This window comes from Brevibacterium salitolerans, from assembly GCF_039531405.1.
GTDB lineage: Bacteria > Actinomycetota > Actinomycetes > Actinomycetales > Brevibacteriaceae > Brevibacterium > Brevibacterium salitolerans.
Genome location: NZ_BAAAPZ010000002.1, coordinates 421,029 through 444,660, shown reverse-complemented (window position 1 = coordinate 444,660; position 23,632 = coordinate 421,029). Strand labels below are relative to the sequence as shown.

The 23,632-nt window shown below is 73.2% G+C and carries 23 protein-coding genes and 1 pseudogene; 15 read left to right on the top strand and 9 right to left on the bottom strand.

What is annotated here, in order from left to right; translation table 11 throughout:
• Positions 1 to 14: 14 nt before the first annotated feature.
• The 7 genes and pseudogenes from ABD240_RS03065 (at position 15) to ABD240_RS03040 (ending at position 6,624) form a co-directional block, all read left to right on the top strand.
• Positions 15 to 536: a D-glycero-alpha-D-manno-heptose-1,7-bisphosphate 7-phosphatase gene (locus tag ABD240_RS03065; protein ID WP_291797689.1), complete on the top strand. Its 522-nt coding sequence runs from the start codon at positions 15 to 17 to the stop codon at positions 534 to 536.
• Complete coding sequence (locus tag ABD240_RS03060) at positions 533 to 1,597, top strand: glycosyltransferase family 9 protein (RefSeq protein ID WP_291797692.1); 1,065 nt, start codon at positions 533 to 535, stop codon at positions 1,595 to 1,597. The genes ABD240_RS03065 and ABD240_RS03060 overlap by 4 nt, the downstream gene beginning before the upstream one ends.
• A complete protein-coding gene (locus ABD240_RS03055) occupies positions 1,594 to 2,616 on the top strand; it encodes a glycosyltransferase (protein ID WP_291797694.1) in 1,023 nt (340 codons plus the stop codon). The genes ABD240_RS03060 and ABD240_RS03055 overlap by 4 nt, the downstream gene beginning before the upstream one ends.
• Positions 2,613 to 3,842: pseudogene (locus ABD240_RS03050) on the top strand (glycosyltransferase); the annotation flags it as partial. The gene ABD240_RS03055 and the pseudogene ABD240_RS03050, both read left to right, overlap by 4 nt.
• Positions 3,843 to 3,911: 69 nt before the next feature.
• The gene (locus ABD240_RS17085; protein ID WP_425546991.1) at positions 3,912 to 4,496 is read left to right on the top strand and encodes a D-sedoheptulose-7-phosphate isomerase; all 585 of its coding nucleotides are present in this window, start codon (positions 3,912 to 3,914) and stop codon (positions 4,494 to 4,496) included.
• The gene (locus ABD240_RS03045) at positions 4,493 to 5,851 is read left to right on the top strand and encodes a PfkB family carbohydrate kinase (protein ID WP_344335010.1); all 1,359 of its coding nucleotides are present in this window, start codon (positions 4,493 to 4,495) and stop codon (positions 5,849 to 5,851) included. Before ABD240_RS17085 ends, ABD240_RS03045 begins: the two co-directional genes overlap by 4 nt.
• Positions 5,852 to 5,931: 80 nt before the next feature.
• Positions 5,932 to 6,624, top strand: a complete 693-nt coding sequence (locus ABD240_RS03040) for an SDR family oxidoreductase (RefSeq protein ID WP_291797700.1) — start codon at positions 5,932 to 5,934, stop codon at positions 6,622 to 6,624.
• Positions 6,625 to 6,632: 8 nt separating this feature from the next.
• Here ABD240_RS03040 and ABD240_RS03035 read toward each other — a convergent pair whose 3' ends face one another.
• Positions 6,633 to 7,745, bottom strand: a complete 1,113-nt coding sequence (locus ABD240_RS03035; RefSeq protein WP_344335004.1) for a glycosyltransferase family 9 protein — start codon at positions 7,743 to 7,745, stop codon at positions 6,633 to 6,635.
• 35 nt (positions 7,746 to 7,780) lie between these two features.
• On the opposite strand from ABD240_RS03035, the gene ABD240_RS03030 reads away from it, so the two are divergent.
• From ABD240_RS03030 to ABD240_RS03020, 3 genes are read left to right on the top strand one after another with little or no spacing between them, the layout of a single operon-like run.
• A complete protein-coding gene (locus ABD240_RS03030) occupies positions 7,781 to 9,154 on the top strand; it encodes an aldehyde dehydrogenase family protein (protein WP_344335002.1) in 1,374 nt (457 codons plus the stop codon).
• Entirely contained in the window at positions 9,151 to 10,638 is a 1,488-nt protein-coding gene (rfaE2, locus tag ABD240_RS03025; RefSeq protein ID WP_344334999.1) for a D-glycero-beta-D-manno-heptose 1-phosphate adenylyltransferase, read from the top strand. The genes ABD240_RS03030 and rfaE2 overlap by 4 nt, the downstream gene beginning before the upstream one ends.
• On the top strand, positions 10,625 to 11,488 hold the full coding sequence (locus tag ABD240_RS03020) for a glycosyltransferase family 2 protein (RefSeq protein ID WP_344334996.1): 864 nt from the start codon (positions 10,625 to 10,627) through the stop codon (positions 11,486 to 11,488). The genes rfaE2 and ABD240_RS03020 overlap by 14 nt, the downstream gene beginning before the upstream one ends.
• 85 nt (positions 11,489 to 11,573) lie before the next feature.
• Here the strand turns inward: ABD240_RS03020 and ABD240_RS03015 are convergent, their stop codons facing one another.
• On the bottom strand, positions 11,574 to 11,984 hold the full coding sequence (locus ABD240_RS03015) for a CBS domain-containing protein (protein WP_344334993.1): 411 nt from the start codon (positions 11,982 to 11,984) through the stop codon (positions 11,574 to 11,576).
• Positions 11,985 to 12,247: 263 nt separating this feature from the next.
• On the opposite strand from ABD240_RS03015, the gene ABD240_RS03010 reads away from it, so the two are divergent.
• Both ABD240_RS03010 and ABD240_RS03005 read left to right on the top strand, forming a co-directional pair.
• A complete protein-coding gene (locus tag ABD240_RS03010) occupies positions 12,248 to 12,406 on the top strand; it encodes a hypothetical protein (protein ID WP_291797245.1) in 159 nt (52 codons plus the stop codon).
• 87 nt (positions 12,407 to 12,493) lie between these two features.
• Positions 12,494 to 12,787 carry a GNAT family protein gene (locus ABD240_RS03005; RefSeq protein ID WP_291797248.1) on the top strand — a complete coding sequence of 98 codons (294 nt, stop codon included), beginning with the start codon at positions 12,494 to 12,496 and terminating at the stop codon, positions 12,785 to 12,787.
• 30 nt (positions 12,788 to 12,817) lie between these two features.
• On the opposite strand, the gene ABD240_RS03000 is transcribed toward ABD240_RS03005, so the two are convergent.
• Complete coding sequence (locus ABD240_RS03000) at positions 12,818 to 13,546, bottom strand: GAF and ANTAR domain-containing protein (RefSeq protein ID WP_344334990.1); 729 nt, start codon at positions 13,544 to 13,546, stop codon at positions 12,818 to 12,820.
• A 40-nt stretch (positions 13,547 to 13,586) separates the two neighbouring features.
• On the bottom strand, positions 13,587 to 14,675 hold the full coding sequence (locus tag ABD240_RS02995; RefSeq protein ID WP_344334988.1) for a hypothetical protein: 1,089 nt from the start codon (positions 14,673 to 14,675) through the stop codon (positions 13,587 to 13,589).
• A gap of 189 nt (positions 14,676 to 14,864) precedes the next feature.
• Here ABD240_RS02995 and ABD240_RS02990 point away from each other — a divergent pair, with 189 nt between their 5' ends.
• Both ABD240_RS02990 and ABD240_RS02985 read left to right on the top strand, forming a co-directional pair.
• Entirely contained in the window at positions 14,865 to 17,018 is a 2,154-nt protein-coding gene (locus ABD240_RS02990; protein WP_291797257.1) for a catalase, read from the top strand.
• A gap of 87 nt (positions 17,019 to 17,105) precedes the next feature.
• On the top strand, positions 17,106 to 17,303 hold the full coding sequence (locus ABD240_RS02985) for a hypothetical protein (protein WP_344334984.1): 198 nt from the start codon (positions 17,106 to 17,108) through the stop codon (positions 17,301 to 17,303).
• A gap of 20 nt (positions 17,304 to 17,323) precedes the next feature.
• Here ABD240_RS02985 and ABD240_RS02980 read toward each other — a convergent pair whose 3' ends face one another.
• Both ABD240_RS02980 and ABD240_RS02975 read right to left on the bottom strand, forming a co-directional pair.
• Positions 17,324 to 18,082, bottom strand: a complete 759-nt coding sequence (locus ABD240_RS02980) for a dihydrofolate reductase family protein (RefSeq protein WP_344334981.1) — start codon at positions 18,080 to 18,082, stop codon at positions 17,324 to 17,326.
• A gap of 57 nt (positions 18,083 to 18,139) precedes the next feature.
• A complete protein-coding gene (locus ABD240_RS02975) occupies positions 18,140 to 19,159 on the bottom strand; it encodes a LacI family DNA-binding transcriptional regulator (protein ID WP_291797266.1) in 1,020 nt (339 codons plus the stop codon).
• A gap of 189 nt (positions 19,160 to 19,348) precedes the next feature.
• Between ABD240_RS02975 and hisD the strand changes: the two genes are divergently transcribed.
• A complete protein-coding gene (gene hisD, locus ABD240_RS02970) occupies positions 19,349 to 20,668 on the top strand; it encodes a histidinol dehydrogenase (RefSeq protein WP_344334978.1) in 1,320 nt (439 codons plus the stop codon).
• A 73-nt stretch (positions 20,669 to 20,741) separates the two neighbouring features.
• Here the strand turns inward: hisD and ABD240_RS02965 are convergent, their stop codons facing one another.
• Genes ABD240_RS02965 through dctP form a run of 3 tightly spaced genes read right to left on the bottom strand, consistent with a single transcriptional unit; the run spans position 20,742 to position 23,589 of the window.
• Positions 20,742 to 22,019 (bottom strand): TRAP transporter large permease, encoded by a 1,278-nt coding sequence (locus ABD240_RS02965; protein ID WP_291797272.1) that lies wholly within the window; start codon positions 22,017 to 22,019, stop codon positions 20,742 to 20,744.
• Positions 22,019 to 22,558 (bottom strand): TRAP transporter small permease, encoded by a 540-nt coding sequence (locus ABD240_RS02960; RefSeq protein ID WP_291797275.1) that lies wholly within the window; start codon positions 22,556 to 22,558, stop codon positions 22,019 to 22,021. Before ABD240_RS02960 ends, ABD240_RS02965 begins: the two co-directional genes overlap by 1 nt.
• Positions 22,555 to 23,589: a TRAP transporter substrate-binding protein DctP gene (dctP, locus tag ABD240_RS02955; protein ID WP_344334974.1), complete on the bottom strand. Its 1,035-nt coding sequence runs from the start codon at positions 23,587 to 23,589 to the stop codon at positions 22,555 to 22,557. Before dctP ends, ABD240_RS02960 begins: the two co-directional genes overlap by 4 nt.
• Positions 23,590 to 23,632 lie beyond the last annotated feature (43 nt).

The following is a 23,632-nucleotide window of genomic DNA, read 5'->3' as shown; positions in this document are numbered from 1 at the left end:
CCCTTCCGGCGGCGGTGCTGTTCGACCGTGACGATACGCTCATCCGCGACGTGCCGTACAACGGCCGGCCCGAGCTCGTGGAGCCGATGCCCGGGGCACGGGCTGCGCTGGAGCTGCTCCGCGCCCACGGCGTGCGGCTGGGGGTCGTGACCAACCAGTCCGGGATCGGCCGCGGGCTCCTCACCGAGGCCCAGGTGAGCGCCGTGAACCGGCGGACCGCCGAGCTCCTGGGCCCGTTCGGCGCCTGGGAGACCTGTCCCCACGCCCCCGCCGCCGGGTGCTTCTGCCGCAAGCCCCGCCCGGGCATGCTGCTGCGGGCGATGGAGCGGCTCGGGGCACCGGCCTCCGCGACCGTGATGATCGGCGACATCGGGGCGGACATGGTCGCGGCGAGCGCGGCCGGCTGCCGCGGAGTGCTCGTGCCCACCGCCGTCACCCTCGCCCCCGAGGTCGCCGCGGCGCCGGCCGTGGCCGCGCACCTCGGGGAGGCGGTGCGACTGGCGCTCGGCGCCGAGGCCGCGGGAGGTTCGCGATGACGCGGGTGCTCGCGGCCCGGCTCGACAGCGCCGGGGACGTCCTCGTCACGGAGCCGGCGCTGCGGGCGATCGCGGCCGATCCCCGGGTGGAGGCGCTCACCCTGCTGTGCGGCCCGCAGGGACGGGCTGCGGCGGAGCTGCTCCCGGAGCCCGACGCCCTGCTCTCCTGGGCGAGCCCGTGGACGCTCGCACCCGCTCCCCCGGCGACCTCGGCGCACCTCGCAGAGCTCCGCGACGCGGTGGCCGCGGGCGGCTACGACGCGGCCGTCGTCTTCACCTCGTTCCACCAGTCGCCGCTGCCCCTGGCCCTCGTGCTCCGCACCGCTGGCATCGCGCACATCACCGGCGCCTCGACGGACTACCCCGGCAGCCTGCTCGACGTCCGCCTGCGTCCCGGGGAGGACTTCCCGGAGGACCAGCCCGAGGTGGAGAGGGCTCTGCGGATCGCCGCCGCGGCCGGCTTCGGCCTGCCGGCGGGCGACGCGGGCCGGATGCGCATCGCGGATCCCTCCGGCGCCTTCTTCGGCACGCCCGCCGCCGCAGCCGCCGGACTGCGGCCCGACGAACCCTATCTCGTCCTCCACCCCGGTGCCGCCGCCCCGGCACGGATGTGGCCGCCGGAGCGCAGCCGGGCGGCGGTCGAACTGCTCACCCGGCGCGGCTGGACGGTCGCGGTCACCGGCGGGCCCGCGGAGAGGGAGCTCACGGCCGCCGTGGCCGGTGCCCACGGCATCGACCTGGGCGGACGGTGCGACCTGCGCGGCACCGCGGACCTCCTCGCCCGCGCCTCGGCCCTCGTCTCCGGCAACACCGGGCCGGCGCACCTGGCCGCAGCCGTGGGCACGCCCGTCGTCAGCCTCTTCTCCCCCGTCGTCCCGGCGATCCGCTGGGCACCGTACGGCGTCCCCGTCGAGCTGCTCGGGGACCAGACGGCACCCTGCCGCGGCACCCGCGCCCGGGAGTGTCCCGTCCCCGGCCATCCCTGCCTCGCTTCCGTGGCCCCCGAGGCCGTGGCGGAGGCCGTCCGCCGCATCGTCGACCGCACAAGGAGCTGCGCATGAGAATCCTCCTCTGGCACGTCCACGGCTCGTGGACGGACGCATTCGTCCACGGACGGCACGAGTACCTGCTGCCCGTGCTCCCCGAGGGCGGCCCCTGGGGGCTGGGCCGCGGCGGCCGCGAGTGGCCGTGCTCCGTCCGGGAGGTCGCGCCCCGGGATCTCGCGCACACCGCGGTCGACCTCGTGCTCCTGCAGCGCCCGGAGGAGCGGGAGGAGGCGGCCCGCCTGCTGGGCCGCAGACCGGGACGGGAGGTGCCGGCGGTCTACGTCGAGCACAACACCCCGCGCGGCGATGTGCCGGACACGGTCCACCCGCTGGCCGGGCAGCAGGACATCCCGCTCGTGCACGTCACGCACGTCAACCGGCTGCTGTGGGACTGCGGGGGCGCCCGCACCGAGGTGATCGAGCACGGCATCCGCGATCCCGGCCCGCTCTACACCGGAGAGATCCCGCGGTTCGCCTTCGTCGGCAACGAGCCGGTGCGCCGCTGGCGGGTGACCGGTGCCGATCTCCTCCCGGAGTTCGCCCGAACCGCCCCCGTCGACGTCTTCGGCATGGGCACGGAGGGACTGGCGGAGGCGACCGGTCTGGGTCGCGACCGGCTCCGGGTGCTCGGCGACCTCCCGCGCAGTCAGCTGCACAGGCTCATGGCCCGGCGCCGGATGTACCTGCATCCGGTCCGCTGGACCTCTCTGGGCCTGTCCCTCCTCGAGGCCATGCACCTGGGCATGCCGGTGCTCGCCCTCGCCACCACCGAGGCCGCCCGTGCCGTCCCGCCCGAGGCCGGCGCCGTCTCCGCGGACCCGGCCGAGCTCCGTGCCGCGGCCCGGCGCCTCCTCGACGACCCGGAGGAGGCCGCGGCGCGGGGCAGGGCCGCACGCGCCTTCGCCCTCGAGCACTACGGCCTCGACCGGTTCCTCCGGGACTGGGACTCCCTGCTGTCCGCCCTGGTCCCCGCAGACCCTCACACCACTGACCCGGGGGCCGCCGCGCGGCTCCGGGAAGGAGAGAAGCGATGAAGATCTCGATGGTCTCCGAGCACGCGAGCCCGCTGGCCGCCCTGGGCGGCGTCGACGCGGGCGGGCAGAACGTCCACGTCGCGGAGCTCTCACGGGCGCTGGCCGCACGCGGCCACAGCGTCACCGTCTTCACCCGGCGCGACGATCCGCACCTCCCGGAGGTCGTGGAGGCGGACGGCGGGGTCACCGTCGTCCACGTGGACGCCGGACCGCCCGTCGCCGTGCCGAAGGACGAGCTCCTCCCCCACATGACGGAGCTGGGGCTCGGCATCGCCGCCCACTGGCGGGCGCATCCGGCGCGGAGGCCGGACCTCGTGCACTCGCACTTCTGGATGTCCGGCCTCGCCGCCGGGACCGCGCTGCGCAGCGCGGGACTCGACGCCGTGCCGCTGCTGCACACCTTCCACGCGCTCGGCACCGTCAAGCGCCGCCATCAGGGCGTGCTCGACACGAGTCCGCCGGAACGGACCGCACTCGAACCGCACGTGGGGCGCGAGGCGGACCGGATCATCGCCACGTGCTCCGACGAGGTGGACGAACTCGCCGCCATGGGGCTGGACCGGGACCGCGTCTCCGTCGTCCCCTGCGGCGTCGACCTCCGCCTCTTCGACCCCGAGGGCGAGGCGGAGGAGACCGGCGGGAAGCGCCGGATCGTGTGCGTCGGCCGGCTCGTGCCGCGCAAGGGCGTCGATCTCGTCGTCCACGCGCTCGCGGCGCTCACGGCCGAGGGCTTCGAGGACGTGGAGCTGCACGTCGTGGGCGGCGGGGCGGAGGAGGCCTGCCTGCACACGGACCCGGAGGCCCGTCGTCTCCGCGACCTCGCGCAGGACCTCGGCGTGGCGGACCGCGTCGTCCTCCGCGGACAGGTTCCGCGCGAGGAGATGCCCGCGATCCTCCGCAGCGCCCGTCTCGTCGCCTGCACCCCCTGGTACGAGCCGTTCGGGATCGTCCCCCTCGAGGCCATGGCGTGCGGAGTCCCCGTCGTCGCCGCACGCGTGGGCGGCCTGCAGGACACCGTGGTGCCGGAGCGCACGGGGCTCCACGTGGAGCCCCACGACCCCGCCTCGCTCGCCGCCGCCGCGGCCCGGCTGCTCTCCGATCCGCAGCTCGCCCGGCGGCTGGGTGCGGCGGGGACGGAGAGGGTCCGCGCCGGCTACTCCTGGGCGACGGTGGCCGCACGGACGGAGGAGGTCTACGCGGAGGTCCGGGGCCGGGCGGTCGCCCGCGGCGGCGCCGGCGGGCTCGGCGGCCACCTCGACGGGACGGAGCGGGCGCTGGCCTCGCTGCGCGACCAGGTGCCGACCCTGCAGGCCTGGGGCCGTGATCTCGCCGCCGCGCTCTCCGGCGGTGCGCGCCTCCTCACGGCCGGCAACGGCGGCTCCGCGGCGGAGGCGCAGCACCTCAGCTCCGAACTGGTCGGACGCTTCCGCGGGGACAGGCCCGCGTACGCGGCGCTCGCGCTCAGCACCGACCCCTCCGCCGTCACCGCGATCAGCAACGACTACGGCTACGAGGAGGTCTTCGCCCGGCAGGTCGAGGCGCACGCACGGCCCGGGGACGTTCTCGTCCTCCTCACCACGAGCGGACGCAGCCCCAACCTCCTCCGGGCCGTCGAGGCCGCCCGCCGGAGCGGTGCCCGGACCTGGGCGCTCACCGGCCCGGGGCCCAACCCGCTCAGTGCGGCGTGCGACTCCGCCGTGTGCGTCGACGCCCCGGCGCCCCACGTGCAGGAGGCCCACCTCACGGCGGTGCACGCCCTCTGCACGGTGTTCGACGCGGAGGTCGCCGCATCCGCCCTCCCGCACTCGGCGCCGGACACGGTGCCCGTCGCGGCACCGGTCCCGGTGCGCGCGCATCCCGGCGAGAGGGTGCCGTCATGAGGATCGCGGTGGTGGGCGACGTGCTGCTCGACGAGGACGTCCGCGGTGGTGCCCGGCGGCTGTCCCCGGACGGTCCCGTGCCGGTCGTCGACGTCGAGGAGACCCGGCGCCGTGCGGGCGGCGCCGGGCTCGCGGCCGGCCTGCTGGCGTCCGCCGGGCACGAGGTCGTCCTCGTCACCGTCCTCGGCGACGACGACGCCGGCACCCGGCTGCGCGACGTGCTCACCGGCACCGAGGTGGTCGCGGGACCGTCCGGGTCCCTCACCCCGGTGAAGCGGCGGCTGCTCGCCGGAGCGCACGTCGTCGCCAGGATGGACGAGGGCTGCGGCGCGGGAGCCCGCCCGGAGAGCACGGCGGAGATGCGCGCCGCGCTGGAGCGAGCGGATGCCGTGCTCGTCTCCGACTACGGACGCGGGCTCTGCGAGGACCCCGCCCTGCGCGAGGCGCTGCGCCTCCGTGCCGCCGCGGTGCCGGTGGTGTGGGATCCGCACCCCCGCGGTGCTCAGCCGGTGTCCGGGGTCGCCGCCGTCACGCCCAATGCCGCCGAGGCCGCCGCCCTCACCGGGACGCCGGCGGACGACTGCCGGACGGCCACCCGTGCCGCCGCGGCGCTCCTGCGGACCTGGCCCGCGGAGGCCGCCGTGGTGACGCTGGGCGGTGAGGGGGCGCTCGCCCTCGAGCGCGGCGGGCTCCCCCTGTTCGCGCCCGTGCACCGGACTGCGGCCGGGGACGCCTGCGGTGCCGGGGACCGTTTCGCCGGCAGCCTCTGCGCGCACCTCGCCGCCGGCGCCCCGCTCGGCAGGGCGACGGAGGCGGCGGTCGCCGAGGCCGCGGCGTTCATCGCGGCCGGCGGCGTCGGCGCACCCGCGCAGGAGACGGCGGAGCACGGGCTCGGCACCTCGAACTCCCTCGACGCGCGCCTGGAGACCGTGCGGGCACAGGGCGGGACCGTGGTGGCGACGGGTGGGTGCTTCGACCTCCTCCATGCCGGCCACGCCCGCACCCTGGCCGCCGCCCGCCGCCTGGGCGACGTCCTCGTCGTCTGTGTGAACTCGGACGCCTCCGTGCGCCGGCTCAAGGGCCCCGGCCGCCCATTCGTGCCGCAGGAGGACCGGGTTGCGCTGCTGGAGGCGCTCGCCTGCGTCGACGCGGCGGTGGTGTTCGAGGAGGACTCCCCGGAGAGGACCCTCGAGCGCCTCCGGCCGGACCTCTGGGTGAAGGGCGGCGACTACACGGCGGACTCCCTCCCGGAGACGGAGCTCGTGTCCCGGTGGGGAGGGCAGACCGTGACGGTGCCCTTCCTCCCCGGGCGCTCCACGACCTCCCTGGCCGCGGCGCGGCAGGCGGCGGGATGACACAGGTCCGGCACCCGGCACAGCACGGCACCCGGCACAGTACGGCACAGCAGCGGACGAGAACGGAGAGGAGAACAGCGATGAACGAGCAGAAGCGGAGAGTGATCATCACCGGCGGAGGCTCCGGACTGGGGCTGGCGTGCGCCGAGGCCGTCGCGGACGCGGGAGGGACTCCCTTCGTCCTGGACCTCGACGTCTCCGCGGCCGCGCCGCACCGGGCCCGCGCGCTCGACGTCACGGACCGGCCCGCGGTCGGACGCCGCATCGACGAGGCCGCGGAGGAGCTGGGAGGCGTCGACGCGCTCGTCTGCGCGGCGGGGATCGACGTCCCGGGAGGCCTCGACGAGATCGCCGCCGCGCAGTGGGAGCGCGTCCTCGCGGTCAACCTGCTCGGCACGGTCTCCGCCGTCCGGGCCGCGCTCCCCCATCTCTCCCGCACCCACGGGCGGGTGGTCACGGTCTCCTCCACCCTGGCGCTCCGGGGCGCGGCGGGCGCCACCGCCTACAGCGCCTCGAAGTTCGCCGTGCGCGGCTTCAGCCAGGCGCTGGCGGCGGAGACCGCGGGCCGGGTCGGGGTCACGAACATCATCCCCGGTGGGATGCGCACGCACTTCTTCGACGGCCGCGAGGAGCAGTACCGCCCGCAGGACGACTCCCGCCTCAACGATCCCGCCCGGGTCGCGGAGGCGATCCTCTTCGCCCTCTCCCAGCCCCGCGGCGCGGAGGTGCGCGAGATGCTCGTCGCGCACGAGGACGAGGGGTCGTGGCCGTGAGGCGCCGCTCAGCGTCCCGCAGCCAGGGCGCGGGCATCCGCCCAGACCGGCTCCGGCGCGATCGCCGTGAGGTACGAGGGATCGTGCGCGCAGCGGTCGGCCGTCCAGCCCACCTGGGTGACGTCCACCCCGCACTCCGGGCAGCGGGTCACCCAGGAGAGGTGCACGCGATGGCGACCGCGCCCCAGGGGGCCGGCGCTGATGCAGTTGCCCACCCAGTAGAGGCCCACCGTGGCGGTGCCCGCCGCCGCGGCGAGGTGACGGGGACCGCTGTCGTTGCCGACCATCACATCGGCCTCGGCGAGCACCCCCATGAGCGCGGAGAGGGACAGCGCACCGGCCAGCGAGGCCACCGAGCCGCGGGGGTTCCGGCTCCCGCGCGAGCGCGCCCCGGACACGATCTCCTCCCCGGCGGGCGCATCGGACCCGTCCCCGACGACGAGCACCTGCCAGCCCTCGCCCTCCGCGAGCGCGGCCAGCTCCGCGAAGCGCTCCGCCGGCCAGCGCCGGCGCGGGTCGGTCGCACCGGGGTGGAGCACCAGCAGCCCCGCGGCCGCCTCGTCGCGCAGCTCTGCACCCGCCTCGCGTTCGGCGGGCGTGACCGCGAGGCGGGCCTCCGGGCTCCGCACGGGAGCGCCCACGAGGCCCACGACCTCCAGCGCCCGCAGCATCTCGTGCTGGTGGTAGACGTACGGCAGGTTCCGTTCGAGGGCCGCGGCGTCCTCGGTCCGTGTGCCGACGGTGTGCCGCGCCCCCAGTTCCAGCAGGAACGGGTTGGAGTTCCGGCCGCCGCCGTGGACCTGCACCGCGAGATCGAACTCGCGCTCGCGCATCCGGCGGAAGAAGGCTGCGAGCGCCTGCGGGTCCTCCTCGCCGGGCCGCACGCCCGGCGCCGGCGGCACCACGACGACCTCGTCGACGGGCCCCGGCCGGCCGGCGAGCAGCTCCGCGTGCGCGGGCGTGCCGAGCAGGGTGAGCGCGGCCTCCGGATAGGCGGCCGCGAGCGCCTCGCAGGCGGGGACGGCGAACATGAGGTCGCCCAGGCCCCCGCCGCGCAGGACCGCGATCCGCCCGATCCCCTCGAGCCGTGCGCCCGCGGCACCCACGTACGTCCCGTCCATCGCGCCGTCCCTTCGTCGCACCGAGGAGGAGCCTCATGACCGAGATCACTGTACTCGACCCGCACACCGGCGACCCCGCCACGACCGTTCGCGCCGCCGGCGACAGCGAGGTCGCCGCCGCCGTCGGTGCCGCGCGCTCCGCCCAGCCCGGCTGGGGCCGCACACCCGCCGAGGAGCGGGGCGAGGCGCTCCGGCGGATGGCCGAGGCGCTCGCGGGGGCGGCTGCGGAGCTCGCCGAGCTCAACCGGCGCGAGACCGGCAGACCGGAGGCCGAGGCCCGGGGCGGCGTGGAGGCGGGTGCCGCCACCCTGCGGCAGTACGCGGAGCTCGGCCCCCTCCACCGCGGGCACAGCCTCCGCGGGGACGTCCGGGCGGCCGACTACACCGTCCGCCGCCCGCGCGGCGTCGTCGCCGCCCTCACACCGTGGAACGATCCCGTCGCGGTGGCCGCGGGACTCATCGGCGCCGCCCTCGTCACGGGGAACACCGTGCTGCACAAGCCCAGCGAGCGCAGCCCGGGCGTGGGGGTCCGCCTCGGCGAACTCCTGTCCCCGCTGCTGCCCGCGGGCGTGCTGACGACGCTGAGCGGCGGCGCGGACACGGGACGGGCGCTCACGGCCGACCCCCGCGTCGACGTCCTCGCCCACGTGGGCTCGACCGCCGCGGGGAGGGAGATCGCCCGGACCGGCGCGGAGACCGGTGTCCACGTCATCCGGGAGAACGGCGGGAACGATCCGCTCCTCGTCGACGCCGGAGTGGACCCGGAGTGGGCGGCGGAGCAGGCCGCACTGGGATGCTTCGCGAACGCCGGCCAGATCTGCACAGCGGTGGAGCGGGTCTACCTGCACCGTGAGGTCGCGGAGGACGTGCTGGACGCGCTCACGGCACGGGCGCTGCGGCGTGACCGTGAGGACCCGCCGCAGCCGCTCGTCGACCGCGCACACCGCGCCCAGGTCCACGGGCAGGTGAGTGCGGCGGTCGCGGCCGGTGCGCAGCTGCGAGCCGGCGGCGGCATCCCCGACGGGCCCGGCGCGCACTACCCGGCGACGGTGCTCACGGGCTGCACCTCCGCGATGGCGCTCATGCGGGAGGAGACCTTCGGACCGGTCGCCCCCGTCACGGTCGTCGGCTCCTTCGAGGAGGGCCTCTCCCTGGCGGCGGAGGGCCGGTACGGACTCGCGGCGACCGTGCTCACCCCGCGGACGGACCACGCGCTGCAGGCGGTGGCGGAGCTCCCCGTGGGGACCGTGAAGGTCAACGGGGTCTTCGCCGGCGCACCCGGCGGAGCGGCACAGCCCCGGGGCGACAGCGGCGAGGGCTACGGGTTCGGACCGGAGCTCCTCGACGAGATGACCACCGCCTCCGTGGTGCACCTCGGCGCACCCGTCACGGCAGGAGCGGCGCGATGAGGGAGGCGCGCACGCAGGAGGGGATCGGTCCGGAGATCCCCCGCCGCATCGCCCGGCGAGCGCCCCGCATCACGGTGTGCGGCGATGCGCTCCTCGACGTCTGGATCCACGGCACCAGCGGGCGGCTCGCCCGGGAGGCTCCCGCCCCGGTGGTCGACGCGCACCGCACCGAGCGCGCGCCCGGAGGCGCGGCCAACACGGCGATGAACCTCGCGGCGCTGGGCGCCCGGGTGCGCATGGTGGGCCTCGTCGGCGACGACGCGGCCGCCGCGCACCTGCGGCGCCTGCTGGACGAGGCGGGCGTGGACACCTCGCTCCTCCTCCGCCGGGCCGGAGCCACCACGGCCAAGACCCGCATCGTCGTCGAGGACCAGGTGATGGTGCGGCTGGATCGCACGGGCGAGGCGGAGCCCGCCGAGGCCCTCGCCCGCCTCACGGACGCCGCGACCGCCGGGATCGCGGACGCGGACGCGCTGGTCGTCTGCGACTACGGGGGCGCGGTGCGCACCGCCGGCCTGCCGGAGCGCCTGGCGGGCCTGGCGCGGCCGCCCCTCGTCGTCGTGGACGCCCACCGCCCCGATCACTGGGCACCGCTGCGTCCGGACCTCGTCACCCCCAACGCGGCGGAGGCCGAGGCGGTGCTCGGCAGTCCTCTGGGGCACGGCCGCGGCAGGGTCGAGGCCGCCGTCCGGGGCTCTGCACGGCTGTGCGCGCGGACCGGCGCCGCGGCCGCCGTCGTCACGCTCGACCGTGACGGCGCCGTCCTCGCCGACGGCTCCGGCGCGCTCCACCGCACCCGGGCGAACCCTGCGGCGGAGAAGCAGGCCTCGGGGGCCGGCGACACCTTCGTCGCCGCTCTCACCGCCGCGCTGGCGAGCGGGGTGCCCCGCACCGTCGCGCTTGACCTCGCACAGGCGGCGGCGGACGTGGTCGTCCAGCGGCTCGGCACCTCCCTGTGCTCCACCGAGGACCTGCTCTCGCACCTCGGCCTCGTCCGCGATGCGCTCACACCGGTGGATGCACTGGTGCGGATCGTCGACGAGCACCGCGCGGCGGGACGGCGGATCGTGCTCACGAACGGGTGCTTCGACGTCCTCCACCGCGGCCACACCGCCTCGCTGAGCAGGGCGAGGCGGCTGGGCGACGTGCTCGTCGTCGCGCTCAACGACGATGCCTCGGTCCGCAGGCTGAAAGGACCGGACAGGCCGCTGAACCCCCTGCCGGACCGGGCCGGAGTGCTCGCGGCACTCAGCTGCGTGGACCACGTCGTCGCCTTCTCCGAGGACGCGCCCCTGCCCCTCATCTCCGCGCTCCGCCCGGACGTCTACGCCAAGGGCGGGGACTACGCGCCGGAGATGCTCGCGGAGACGGCCGCGGTGGAGGCCTGCGGCGGCGAGGTGCGGATCCTCGACTACGTCTCCGACTACTCGACGTCCTCGCTCGTGGAGAGGATGCGGACGGGAGCCGCCCATGCCGGCGCGTAGCTCCGCGCACTGGGCGCTGCCCCCGGGACGGCCCGCCGCTCCGGGGGTCGAGGTGCTCCTGCCCTGCTTCGAGAGGCCGGGAGAGCTCGCCGTGACGCTCTCGGGCCTCGCCTCCCAGCTGGATGCCGACTTCGGCCTGGTGCTCAGCGACCAGTCGCCGGAGCCGGTGTGGGAGGATCCGTCCGTCGCCGCGATGCTGCGCGTCCTCCGCGCGCAGGGACGCGCCGTGCGCACGCTGCGGAACCTGCCGCGGCGGGGACTCGCACAGCAGAGGCAGTTCCTCCTCGAGAGGGCCTCGGCCCCGCGGGTGCTCTTCCTCGACAGCGACGTGTGGCTGGAGCCGGGCACCCTCACCCGGCTGCAGGAGGCCCTCGACGCCTACGGCGGAGGATTCATGGGCTCGGCCGTGCAGGGCCTGTCCCATCTCCGCGACAGGCGGCCTGAGGAGCAGCGGCCCTTCGAGCTCTGGGAGGGGCGCGTGGAGCCCGAACCCGCGCCTGCACAGGGGCCCGCCCACGAGCGGTGGACGCTGCACAATGCCGCGAACCTCGCCCACATCGCAGCGGACACCCCGCTGGGAGGAGAGCCCTTCCTCGTCTACCGGGTCGCGTGGGTGGGCGGATGCGTGCTCTACGACCGCGAGCGGCTCATGGAGTGCGGAGGCTTCGCTTTCTGGGACCGGCTGCCGCCCGAACACGCCGGAGAGGACGTCCTCGCCCAGTGGCAGGTGATGCGGCGATACGGAGGAGCGGCGGTCCTGCCCAGCGGCGCCGTCCACCTGGAGGCGCCCACGACTGTCACGGACAGGCGGACCGAGGCCACGGAGCTGCTCGACCGCGGCGCGACCTGAAACGGGGCGGGCACCGCGGTGTCCGCGGTGCCCGCCCCGGGGCACGGCGCCGTCATCAGCGGCAGGCCGCTCGGTGCCGGGTCGCTCAGTAGGAGACGAACTCCACGAGGTCGCCCACGCGCTCGTCCGAGATGTTCCTCGCCACGTCCGCCTGGGCGAGCATGCCCACCAGCTCGTGCCCGTCGATGACCGGGAGCCGGCGCACCCTGTGCTCCTGCATGGTGCGGATGGCCTCGTCGACGTCGTCGTCGGCACCGATCGTCACGGGCTTGCCGCCCGCGATCTCACCCGCGGTCACCTGGCCCGGGTCCCTGCCCTCGGCCAGGCACAGCACGATGTCCCGGTCCGTGACCATTCCCTTGAGCCGCTGGTCCTCGCCGCACACCGGCAGCGCTCCCACCTCCCGGTCGCGCATCCGCCGCGCGGTCTGCGTCAGCGTCTCATTCTCGCCCGTGCACTCCGCACCGGGCGTCATGATCTCTCGTGCGGTCACCATTGCTTCCTCACCTCCGTCTGTGGTCGGTCCCCTCAGCGTGGCACGCGCTTCCCGGAGAGGTCCATACCGCAAGGTACCTTGTCACCTGAGAGTTTCCCGGGTCCAGAGGCGGCGATTTTACTCCCGTTCCCGTGAAAACGGGAGGGGGATTGCCGCCGCGGGTGGCCCTTTCTAGCGTGAACAGCGGACGGGAGGACCGAGGCCGGAGCATCCGCGGCCGAGCGGCCTCCCTCGACTCTCACCCCTGACCGAAGGAGCGCCCCATGACCAGTCTCACCGACGACGAACGACGCACGGTCTTCCTCGCGCTCGAGGAGTACGCAGCGGGATTCGCGATGACCCTCTCGGACCAGGACTGCGCCCATGCGCGGGAACTCGCACAGCGGATCCTGCGGGCCCGCTCGCTGGAGCTCCGGGACTGAGACCCGGGATTGGGCCCAGCGCACGGATGGAGTACTATCAGCGCAGGTCAGGCAGTCGGCCGCAACTCCCTCTGAAGGAGCTCCTGCGTGTATACCCTGCTGAACAACCTCGAGTCCTCGAAGCTCGACCTCTACCTCCCCGGCCGGCTGGTCGCCTCGCTCCACTATGCGGTCCGCGAGCAGGAGATGGAGTTCGTCTACCTCGAGGCCATCGAGGAGACGGACGCCCCCGCCCACTGCATGGAGCTGCTGCGGCGCGCGGTCCTCGAGGCGCACACCCGGCGCCTGAAGGTCGTGCCCAGCTGCCAGATCGCCCGCGGGTACCTGCGGCTCCTCGCACAGGGGCCGGAGGCCGCGGAGAACCGCCCCCGCTGCAGCTGAGGCGCGCCGGTGCGGGCCGGGAGTCGCCGCTCAGTCCTCGAAGGAGGCGACCGGCCCCCGGCCGCCCACGGAGACCACGATGTCCTCGGCGAGGCGGACGAGCTTGGTGTTGCGGTCGGAGGCCAGGCGCTTGAGCATCGCCACCGCCTCCTGCTGGCCGCACCCCATCTGCACCATGAGGATCCCCGTCGCGATGTCGATGGCGGTCCGGGACTCCATGGCGCGCCGGCGGTGCTCCGCACTCTCCGCGTGCACGGCGATGCGCAGGGCCACGCGCAGCGTCTTGCCCGCCAGGCCGGCATAGGCGAGCGCCCGGCTCACCGCGGCGTCGTCGAAGGCCCGGGGCTCCCGTGCGTAGACGTTCATGGCCGCACCGGCGGAACCATCGAGCTCCAGCGGCACGGCGAGCGCGCTGCGCACTCCGTGCCTGCGCACCTCGGCCATGTACTCCGGCCACCGCTCCTCCGTGAGCACGTCCTCGACGGAGATGAGCCGCCCGCTCCTCTGCGCCTCCATGCACGGGCCGTCGTCGAAGCCCGCCTGCGTCTCGTCCATCGCGCGCGCCTCTGCGGAGCTGCTGCCCACGGCGCTGTTGCGCTTGGCGCGCCGCAGGGTGAAGCCGCACAGCACGGGCGCGTCGACCGCGAGCTCCGCCGCGGAGAGCGCGGCGAGGTCGTCGAGGAACCCGGTCAGCTCGCGGTCGCTGAGGAGGAGATCGTGGAGGCGTTCGCCTGCGGTCTGCGCAGCATCGACGGTCATCGCCCAAGTCTCCCACCTCCGGCGGCCCCGGACCACTCCCTCATTCCCCATCCGCGTCCTCCTCCATCTCGCGTGCGAGTCTCCGCCTCTCGTAGACCCGGCGACTGTAGGTCGCCTCCCGCACCGCCTCCTCGCTGTTGAAGTTCGAACCGAGCGCACCCGCCAGCGTCCCCAGGGAGGCGGAGAGCCACGCCAGCTGGGCGTAGTCCCCGGGCCCCACCGGGTGACCGAGCTGGGACTCCAGATAGCCCGGTTCGATCACGGTGCCCCCGAGGGCGACCATGACGAGGAGCAGCGCGAGGTGCATGACGAGCACGCCGATCGCCAGCGTCAGCAGGGTCGCGGCGTTGCTCATCCACGCCTCTCGCCGCCCGGCGAGACCTCGCGGGGAGTCCCACAGGCCGTTCCTCACGATCAGCCAGACGACGAGCAGCACGACCACCGCAGCGCTGATCACCGTCAGCCGCGCGGGCGAGAGCGCGTCCGACATCGTCCAGATGGATCCGTAGAAGATCCCGAAGGCGCCGGTGGCCGCGGCGAGCGCGAGCGAGTTCGAGAGCGCGGCGACGAGATCGAGGGGGCGGTTGGTCCGGATGGTGCCGAGGACCGCAGGCAGGAGGCGCAGCGGGCCGGCCCGGTGGAGGTACTCGACCGTGCGCTCGCCGGAGTCCACCCTGCGCCGGAGCCGGGCGCCGGGCCTGCCGCTCCACAGTCCGGGCGGGGACGAGCCGTCACCGCCCTCCGTCTCCCGGATCATGTGCACCGCGGCACGGAGCAGACGGCGTCGCACTCCCACCGCCCCGAAGGCGGGGAGCGAGAGCATGCCCGCACACTCCTCTCCGTCCGCCTCCGCGAGCATGGGTCCGTCCTCGAGGAACCGCGGCAGCTCCGTGACATAGACGACCCAGTCCCAGCCGGTCTCCTCGCGGATCCGGCGCGCGGACGAGAAGAAGGGGACGTCGCCGGAAGGGTCGAGGGGCAGCCTGCGCTCGTCGACCTCCGCCCTCCAGCGGCCGCCCACCGCCTCGGAGAGCCGGGCCTCCAGCGCCCCCGCGACCCGTCCGGCCATCGCCGCCGCGATCCCGGGGTCGGCCACCAGGCCGACGGTGCGCGATTCGTCCGTGCTCATGCCACCAGTTATCCAGCCCGCGTCAGATACGTCAAGTCACCTTGTGCCTGGAGAACTCCGTGACCTCGAGAGACACGACCGGAGCAGTTCCGCGGACGGAGGGTGTTGACCCCCTCGGGAGCCGGGTCTACCGTCGTCCCCAACCCCTTCCAACCATCAAGGCAGCTTGCACCATCAGGAGGATCGGCCATGTCCAGCATCCACATCCCCGGCGCTCCCGGCAGCGAACGGCCGCCGCTCCACGAGCCCACCGAGCCGCGCACGCCTCCGCCTGCCAAGGACGACCAGCGGGAGCCGGCACCGCAGTCGCCCACGGGACGGCCCTGGAACGACGGAGCCGCCGCCACAGGCGGCCCGACGGCACGCACGCAGGGCGGCGCGCACCTCACCACGGCGCAGGGCGCCCGGCTGCGCGACACGGACCACTCCCTCAAGGCCGGCTCCCGCGGCCCCACCCTCCTCCAGGACCACCACCTGCGCGAGAAGATCACGCACTTCGACCACGAGCGGATCCCCGAGAGGGTCGTCCACGCCCGCGGCGCGGCCGCACACGGGGTGTTCGAGTCCTACGGCACGGCCGGAGGGCTCACCCGCGCGCGCTTCCTCGCGGAGAAGGGGAGCACCGAGGTCTTCGTCCGGTTCTCGACGGTCCTCGGCTCCCGCGGCTCCGCCGATGCCGTCCGCGACACCCGCGGCTTCGCGGTGAAGTTCTACACGGACGAGGGCACCTTCGACCTCGTGGGGAACAACATCCCCGTCTTCTTCGTCCAGGACGGCATCAAGTTCCCCGACGTCATCCACGCGGCGAAGCCGCACCCGGACCGCGAGATCCCGCAGGCGCAGAGTGCGCATGACACCTTCTGGGACTTCGTCTCGCTGCACACCGAGGCACAGCACCACACGATCTGGAACATGTCCGACCGCGGCATTCCGCGCTCGTACCGGATGATGGAGGGCTTCGGCGTCCACACCTTCCGCCTCGTGGCTCCGGACGGCGGCACGGTGCTCGTGAAGTTCCACTGGAAGCCGCAGCTCGGCGTGCACTCGCTCGTCTGGGAGGAGGCGCAGCTCGCCAACGGCTTCGACCCGGACATGCACCGGCGGGACCTCGCGGACGCGATCGAGTCCGGCGCGCACCCGCAGTGGGAGCTGGGCCTGCAGGTCTTCCCGGACACGGAGGAGCAGACCTTCGAGGGCATCGACCTCCTCGACCCGACCAAGCTCGTCCCGGAGGAGCTCGCCCCGGTGCAGCCCGTGGGGCGGCTGTCCCTCACCGCGAATCCCACGAACTACTTCGCGGAGACCGAACAGGTCGCCTTCCACCCCGGGCACCTGGTGCCCGGGATCGAGGTCACCGACGATCCGCTCCTGCAGGCCCGGCTCTTCTCCTACCTCGACACGCAGATCTCCCGGCTCGGGGGCCCGAACTTCTCCCAGATCCCGGTGAATCGCCCCCACGCCCCCGTGAACGACATGCTCCGGGACGGCATGCACCAGACAGCGGTGCACGAGGGCGTGGCTCCCTACCGCCCCAACTCCCTGGACGGCGGATGCCCCTTCACCGCGGGTGCGGAGGACGGCGCGCTCCTCGACTTCCCGCAGGCGGTGCCCGCGGCCGAGCGGACGAGGGCGAACCCGCGCAGCTTCGAGGACCACTTCTCCCAGGCCACGCTCTTCTACCGCAGCCTCTCCGCCGTGGAGCGCGCACACGTCGCACAGGCATACGCCTTCGAGCTGGGCAAGTGCTGCGAACGCACGATCAAGGAGAGACAGCTGGGCAATCTCGCGCGCATCGACGGGGAGCTGGCCGCGGAGGTGGCGGAGGCACTCGGGATGGACGCACCGGCACCGGCGAGCCCGCCGGAGGATCCCGCCGAACTCAGCCCGGCACTCTCCCAGGTCGGCGGGGAGTGGCCTCTGGACGGCAGGCAGGTGGGGATCGTCCTCGACGCGGAGAGCACGCCGGAGGACGTCCGTGTGCTCCGGGACGCCGTCGCCGCGCGCTCGATGGTCCCGCTCCTCATCGCGCCCACCGAAGCCCCGCTGACCGACGGCACTCCGGTGCAGAGGACCTGGCTCACGGCGAGGTCCGTCGAGTTCGACGCCCTCGTGTTCCTCGCGGGCGACGACCGGCCGGATCCGCGCGTCACCCTCCTCGCCGCCGAGGCCTACCGGCATTCGAAGGCGCTGGCCTTCGGCCCTGGCTCCCCCCTCCCCCAGGCGGCCGGGATCGAGACTGCGGCCCCGGGGGTCCTCACCGGGACGGTGCGCGAGGTGCTGGGAGACCTCTTCACGGCGATGTCGCGTCACCGCGCCTGGGAGCGGTTCGCTCCCAGGCAGTGAGACAGGCGCGCCGCAAGCCGTCGACAACGGCGCGGCACCTGCGTACCGTGGAAGGTACGCGGAACCTCCTCAGGAGCGGAGCAGACGATGACCGGAACACCTCGAGCAGCAGACACCCCTCCGAACGCGGGGACGGAAGGCCCTCCGGAGACGCAGGCGCCGGCCGAACAGGGGCAGGCGGAGACCCCGGGCACCACGCAGTCCGCACATGAGCACGACGACGCCCTCGCGGACGAGTGGGGCGAGGAGTCCTTCCCCAGCAGCGATCCTCCCGGCCACTACTGACGCCGGTCCGAAAGGACCCCTCAGGCCGGTCGCGGCTCTGCGTCCGCGACCGGGCCGCGGACGTCGTACCGCAGCCACACGCTGCCGTCCTCGAGCGGTTCGACGGCCTTGAGCGAGAACGCGATCGGCTCGGCCCGCGAGTGCTTCTCGTGCGCCTCGAACAGCGAGCGCGTGTGGCTCTCCGCGTCTGCGGTGGGCATGAGGACGAGGCTGATCTCGTCGCACAGGCCGTCGCGGACCATCGACCAGTTGAGGGTGGGGCCGCCGCCCAGGATCAGCTCGTCGGTGCCGAACAGCTCGCCGATCCGCTCGACCGCCGTCGCCAGGTCGAGGCGGTCCTCGCCTGCGAGGATGTAGGAGACCCCCTGGGCCCGGAGATGCGCCTTGAACGCGGCTGAGGCGTTCGCCGGGATGAGCTCGACGATGTGGACCTGCACCCCGAAGTAGTCGAAGGTGCTCCTGTCCCAGGCGATCACTCCCGCGCTGTCCACCGCGAAGTAGTTGAACTGCGCGTCCGGCATGGCGAGGAAGTCGCCCTCGGGCACCGGCGCCTCGGGCTCCGGCAGCTCCGCCTGCGGCAGCTCCCCGCCCATGATCGCCTCACTGGTGCCGCGTCCGCTCAGCCAGCCGCGGTGGTTCCCGAAGAAGCGGTTCTCACCGAGGAACAGGTCGAAGTAGAGCTGCTGCGACCGCATCCCGACCGAGGTGGGATTGGCGATGCCGTCCACCTTCCCGTTCAGCAGGGTGTGCATGTGGCAGATGATCCTGGGGCGTGACATGGCGGTCCTCTCCTCCGGGGCGGCGGAGGCCGCCGCTCGTGCCGTGACGGGGCGATGCTATCGGGCGGGAGACGGCTGCGGCGCCACCGGCACGGGTGCGCCGGCCGTGGACCGGCGCGGCACGAGCCGCGCCGCGAACACGCGGTGCTCCCACGGGCCCAGCCGTCCCTCGATCCTGTCCATGAGCAGCGTGGCACCGGCCTGAGCCATCTCCTGGCTGTGCTGGCTCACCGTCGTGAGGCCGATGAGCGGCCACGACGCGAGACGGACGTCGTCGAACCCGATCACCCAGGTCTCCCCGGGCACGTCGACCCCCGACTCCGCGAGGGCGTTCAGCGCGGCCAGGGCCATGAGGTCGTTGGCGCAGAAGACCGCCTGCGGAGGTCCCTCCCGGCGCACGTGCCGCCGCACCTGCGTCTCCGTGCGCTCGTAGGAGAACTCGCCGTCGAGGAGGACGGGCGCCGGCAGGCCCAGCGCGGCCGTGCGCGCAAGAAAGCCCTCGCGGCGCTCATCCGCGGTGGAGGTGCCCTCCCGGCCCGCCACGAAGACCGGACGGCGGATGCCGTGCACGGCAAGGTAGTCCGCCACGAGGGCGCCGCCCGCGCGGTTCTCGCTCGTGACGGAGTCGAAGCCGTCACCGGCGGGACGCCGGTTGAGCATGACCACGGGCGCCCGCCCCTCCAGTGCCGCACGCATCGCCGCCGAGTCCTCGCGCCAGGCGGCCATCACCACCCCGTCGACCGAACCGGCGCGGATCGCCTGCACCGCCTGCTCCGCCTGGTGGGAGGAGTCCCAGATCGTCATCCGCTGGCCTCGGGCCGAGAAGACCTCGCTCAGCGCCTCGAGGACCTCCACGTAGAAGGGGTTGGTGAGCTCCTCCACGATCACGCCGACCGCATGCGTGCGGCTCGTCTTCATCGTCGCCGCCGCTTCGTTCCGGTGGTATCCGAGCGCCTCGATCGCTCCCAGCACCCGCTCCCTGGTCGCACCGCTCACCGCGGATGATCCGTTGAGCACCCTCGAGACGGTCGCCTGGGAGACCCCGGCCGCCCGTGCGACATCCCTGCTGGTGACCATGCTCCCCTTCTCCGTACCGCCGGGCGCCCTCCGCCTCCCGACGAGCCGCCGGCTCCTGCGTCGATTGTGCCATCGCCGCGCCGGCGCACTCCCGCGCGCTCCCCCGGAGCGGTTGCGAGTCGCGCATGTATACGTATACATTCGTGCTGCGCACAGAGTCGCACACGCTCGTCCAAGGAGGGACAGACCATGTTCAGCACAGCATCGACCGTGCTCAAGGCACCGACGTCCACGGAGATCCGGCGCGGAGCCGACCCCAAGGTGCAGCAGATCGTCGCCGACGCCATCGCGGACATCCGCGCCCGCGGCGACGAGGCGGTCCGCGAGTACTCGCTGAAGTTCGACGACTACGGCCCGGACTCGTTCCTGCTCACCGAGCAGCAGATCGAGGAGGTCATGGCGCGAGTGCCGCAGCAGGTCATCGAGGACATCACGTTCGTCCAGAAGCAGGTCCGTCGCATGGCCGAGGCACAGCTGGCCTCCCTCACGGACTTCGAGATCGAGACCCTCCCCGGCGTGCACCTCGGGCAGAGGAACGTGCCGATCGACGCGGCCGGTGCCTACGTGCCCGGCGGGAAGTACCCGCTGCTCGCCAGCGCCCACATGACGATCCTCACGGCCAAGGTCGCGGGGGTGGAGCGCGTCGCCGCCTGCACGCCCCTCATCCAGGGCGAGGTCCCGGACGCAACCGTCGCCGCGATGCACCTCGCCGGTGCGGACGAGATCTATCTGCTCGGCGGCATCCAGGCGGTCGCCGCGATGGCCGTCGGCACCGAGACCATCGCTCCCGTCTCCATGCTCGCCGGGCCCGGCAACGCCTTCGTGGCCGAGGCGAAGCGCCAGCTGTTCGGCGAGGTGGGCATCGACCTCGTGGCCGGCCCCTCGGAGGTCCTCATCGTGGCCGACGAGACGGCGGATCCCTTCATCGTCGCCGTGGATCTGCTCTCCCAGGCGGAGCACGGCCCGGACTCCCCCGCGGTCCTCATCTCCACGAGCGAGGAGGTCGCCCGGAAGACGCTCGAGCACATCGAGGAGATCCTGCCCGGCATGCCCACCCGGGACTACGCGGAGACCGCGTGGCGGGAATGGGGCGCCGTCCATGTCGTCGACGACCTCGACAGCGCCTACTCCCTCGCGGACGAGTACGCCTACGAACACGTGCAGGTCCTCACCGCGGAGCCCCGTGAGGCGCTCGAGCGCATGAAGCACTACGGTGCGCTGTTCCTGGGCGAGGGCACCTGCGTCTCCTACGGCGACAAGACCATCGGCACCAACCACGTGCTGCCCACCCGCGGAGCGGCCCGTTACACCGGCGGGCTGTGGGTGGGCAAGTACCTGCGCACCTGCACCTACCAGGAGGTCACGGACCGGGAGTCCTCCGCGTTCTTCGGTGAGCTCACCGGCCGGGCGGCACGCGTGGAGCGCTTCGAGGGCCACGCACGCTCAGGCGATGTGCGCGCCGCCAAGTACCGCGGGGAGACGCTGAGCTGGAGCGACCACTCCTTCTGATCTTCGTACGCAGGAAGAGGCCGTCCGCGCTCGTGAGCGGACGGCCTCTCTGCGCGCCGAGCGACGCAGCCCGCTATCCCGCGGTGCTCACGAGCGAGGGCAGCCAGAGCGAGAGCTGCGGCAGGGCGGAGACCAGCGCCAGATCGACGAGGAGGACGCCGATGAACGGCAGCACCGCCTTGGAGATCCGGCCCATCGACAGCTTCGTCAGATCCGCGGCGACGAACAGGTTGAGCCCCACCGGCGGGGTCACGAGCCCGATCGCGAGGTTGACGACCATGATGATGCCGAAGTGCACGGGGTCCATCCCGAACGCCGTCGCCATCGGCAGCAGGATCGGCACGAAGATGAGGATCGCGGCCGCCGCCTCGATGAACATGCCCGCGATCAGCAGGATCACATTCGCGAGGATGACGAACCCGACGATGCCCAGGTTGAGCGAGGTCATCGCCTCCGCCAGCTGCGCCGGGGCTCCGAGCACGTTGATGTAGAAGGCGAACAGCCCGGCCGCCCCGATCACGATCATGACGATCGCCGAGGTGACCGCCGAGTCCGCGAACGCGTCCACCAGCTTCCTGAGGCTCAGCTGCCGGTAGACGAAGCCGACGAGGACCGAGTAGACGACGGCCACGACCGCGGCCTCCGTGGGCGTGAACACTCCTCCGTAGATCCCGCCGAGGACGATCACCGGCATGAGCAGCGCGAGGATCGACTTGCGGAAGGCGGTGAAGAGCTCGCGTCCGCCCACCCTCTCCAGACCGGCGTAGCGCCGCTTCCTGGACACCACGTAGGCCATGATGAGCAGCGAGAGGGTGATCAGCACGCCGGGGAAGACCCCTGCGAGGAACATGTCTCCGGCGGAGACGTTCGCCGCGACGGCGTAGAGGATGAGGGGGATGGACGGCGGGATGATGACGCCCAGCGCGCCCGCCACCGACTGGTTCGCCGCGGTGAAGCCCCGGTCGTAGCCGCGTGCGAGCATCGCCGGGATGAGGATCGAGCCGATCGCGGCCACCGTCGCGGCACCGGAGCCGGAGATCGCCGCGAAGAACATCGACGTGAGCACCGCGGCCATGGCGAGACCGCCGGTCATGTGGCCGATGAGCGCGTTGCCGAACCGGATGAGGCGCTCCGAGATGCCGCCGACCTGCATGAGGTGGCCGGCCAGGATGAAGAACGGGATCGCCATGAGCGGGAACGAGTTGAGAGCGTTGAAGATCTGCTGCGGCACGACCTCGATGCCGAAGATGCCCGAGGCGCCCACGGCCAGGGTCGTCGACCCGGCGATGGCCACCGCGATGGGCACGCCGAGGAACAGGAGGACGAGCGCTGCGACGACGAGAAGTGCCATCAGCTCTCCACCTCCCCGGCCTCGGCGAGGATCTCGTCGACCTCGCTGGCCTGCCGCACGCCCAGCGCGGTCGCGAACAGGTGGTAGACGGTGTTGAGCACCAGGAAGGCTCCGCCCACCGGCAGCGCCGCCATGGGCACGCTCATGGAGATCTCCGTGGCGGGCGTGCGCTGGAAGGACACGGCCTCCGTGATGAACATGCCGAACACCACGAGCACGAGGTAGAAGACGATGGACACGCAGCCGGCGGTGATGATCGCCGCCTTCCGCGCGCCTGAACCCAGCACGTGCTCGAGGACGTCGACCTTGATGAGCCTGCCGCTCTGGGCGGCGTAAGCCGCGCCGAGCACGACCAGCCACACCATCGCGAAGCGGGAGACCTCCTCGGAGAAGGTCAGCGACTCGCCCACGACGAACCGGGCGAAGACCTGCCAGCCGATGAGCACGGTCATGCCGGCCAGCAACAGGACCAGGACGTACCGGATGACGACGTTGACCACGTCGAACACCCGCAGATAGCTGTGCATGAACGACCTCATGGTGTGCCTCCTTCCTCCCGCGCCGCAGACGGCGCGGCCTCCGTCTCGATCACCCGGTCGATGAGGTCCCGCGGGATCTCCGTGCGCCAGGCGTCGATGACCGGCTGTGCCGCCTCCTCGAAGGCCTCGCGGTCGATCTCCGTCTTCTCCATCCCGGCGTCCACGAGCTCCTGGAGGGCCTCGTCCTCCATCTCCGCGCTCACCTCGCGCTGGACGCCGGTGGCGTACTCGCCCGCCTCGACGATCGCCTGCTGGTCCGCCTCGGAGAACGTCTCGAAGTAGCGGGCGGAGATCATCATCGGCGCCGGGGAGTACACGTGCTGCGTCATCGCGATGTAGTCCTGGACCTCCTGGAAGTTCACATCGGCGATCGTCGCGATGGGGTTCTCCTGGCTGTCGATGACCCCCTGCTGGAGGCCGGTGTAGACCTCCGGCCAGGCCATCGGGATGGCATCCGCGCCGAACGCCCGCCAGGTGTCGATCTGCGCGGCGCTCTCCTGGGTGCGGTGCTTGAGCCCCTGGAGGTCCTCCGGGGTGTGGATCGGCCGGACCGAGTTGGTCTCGTAGCGGAAGCCGTTCTCCGTCCAGCCGATGATCTTCACGTTCGCGACGTCCTCGAACTCCGCGGCGAGCTCGTCGCCGATCTCCCCGTCGAGCACGGTGTAGACGTGGTCGAGGTCCCGGAAGACGTACGGCATGTCGAAGAGCATGAAGGAGCGGACGAATCCGCCCATCGGCCCCGTGGAGGCCATGCCCATCTGGATGGAGTTGATGGACATGCCCTCGACCACCTCGCGCTCGCCGCCGAGCGCGTTGTTGTAGTAGTAGTCCACGCCGATGCGGTCGTCGGTGAGCTCCGCGAGCTTCTCCGCGAACGCGTACGCACCGGCGGCGTGGTGCGAATCCGGTCCCACCGCGAGGCTGAACGTGATCGACCCCTCGAAGTCCTCGTCCTTGCTCACCAGCGTCCCGCAGCCGCTCAGCACCAGCGCTGCCGCGGCCGCCATGCAGACGGCTCTCACTCCTCTCATCGGCGGGCCTCCCCTCTGTCGTCGCGCCTCGTCGCTGAGGCGC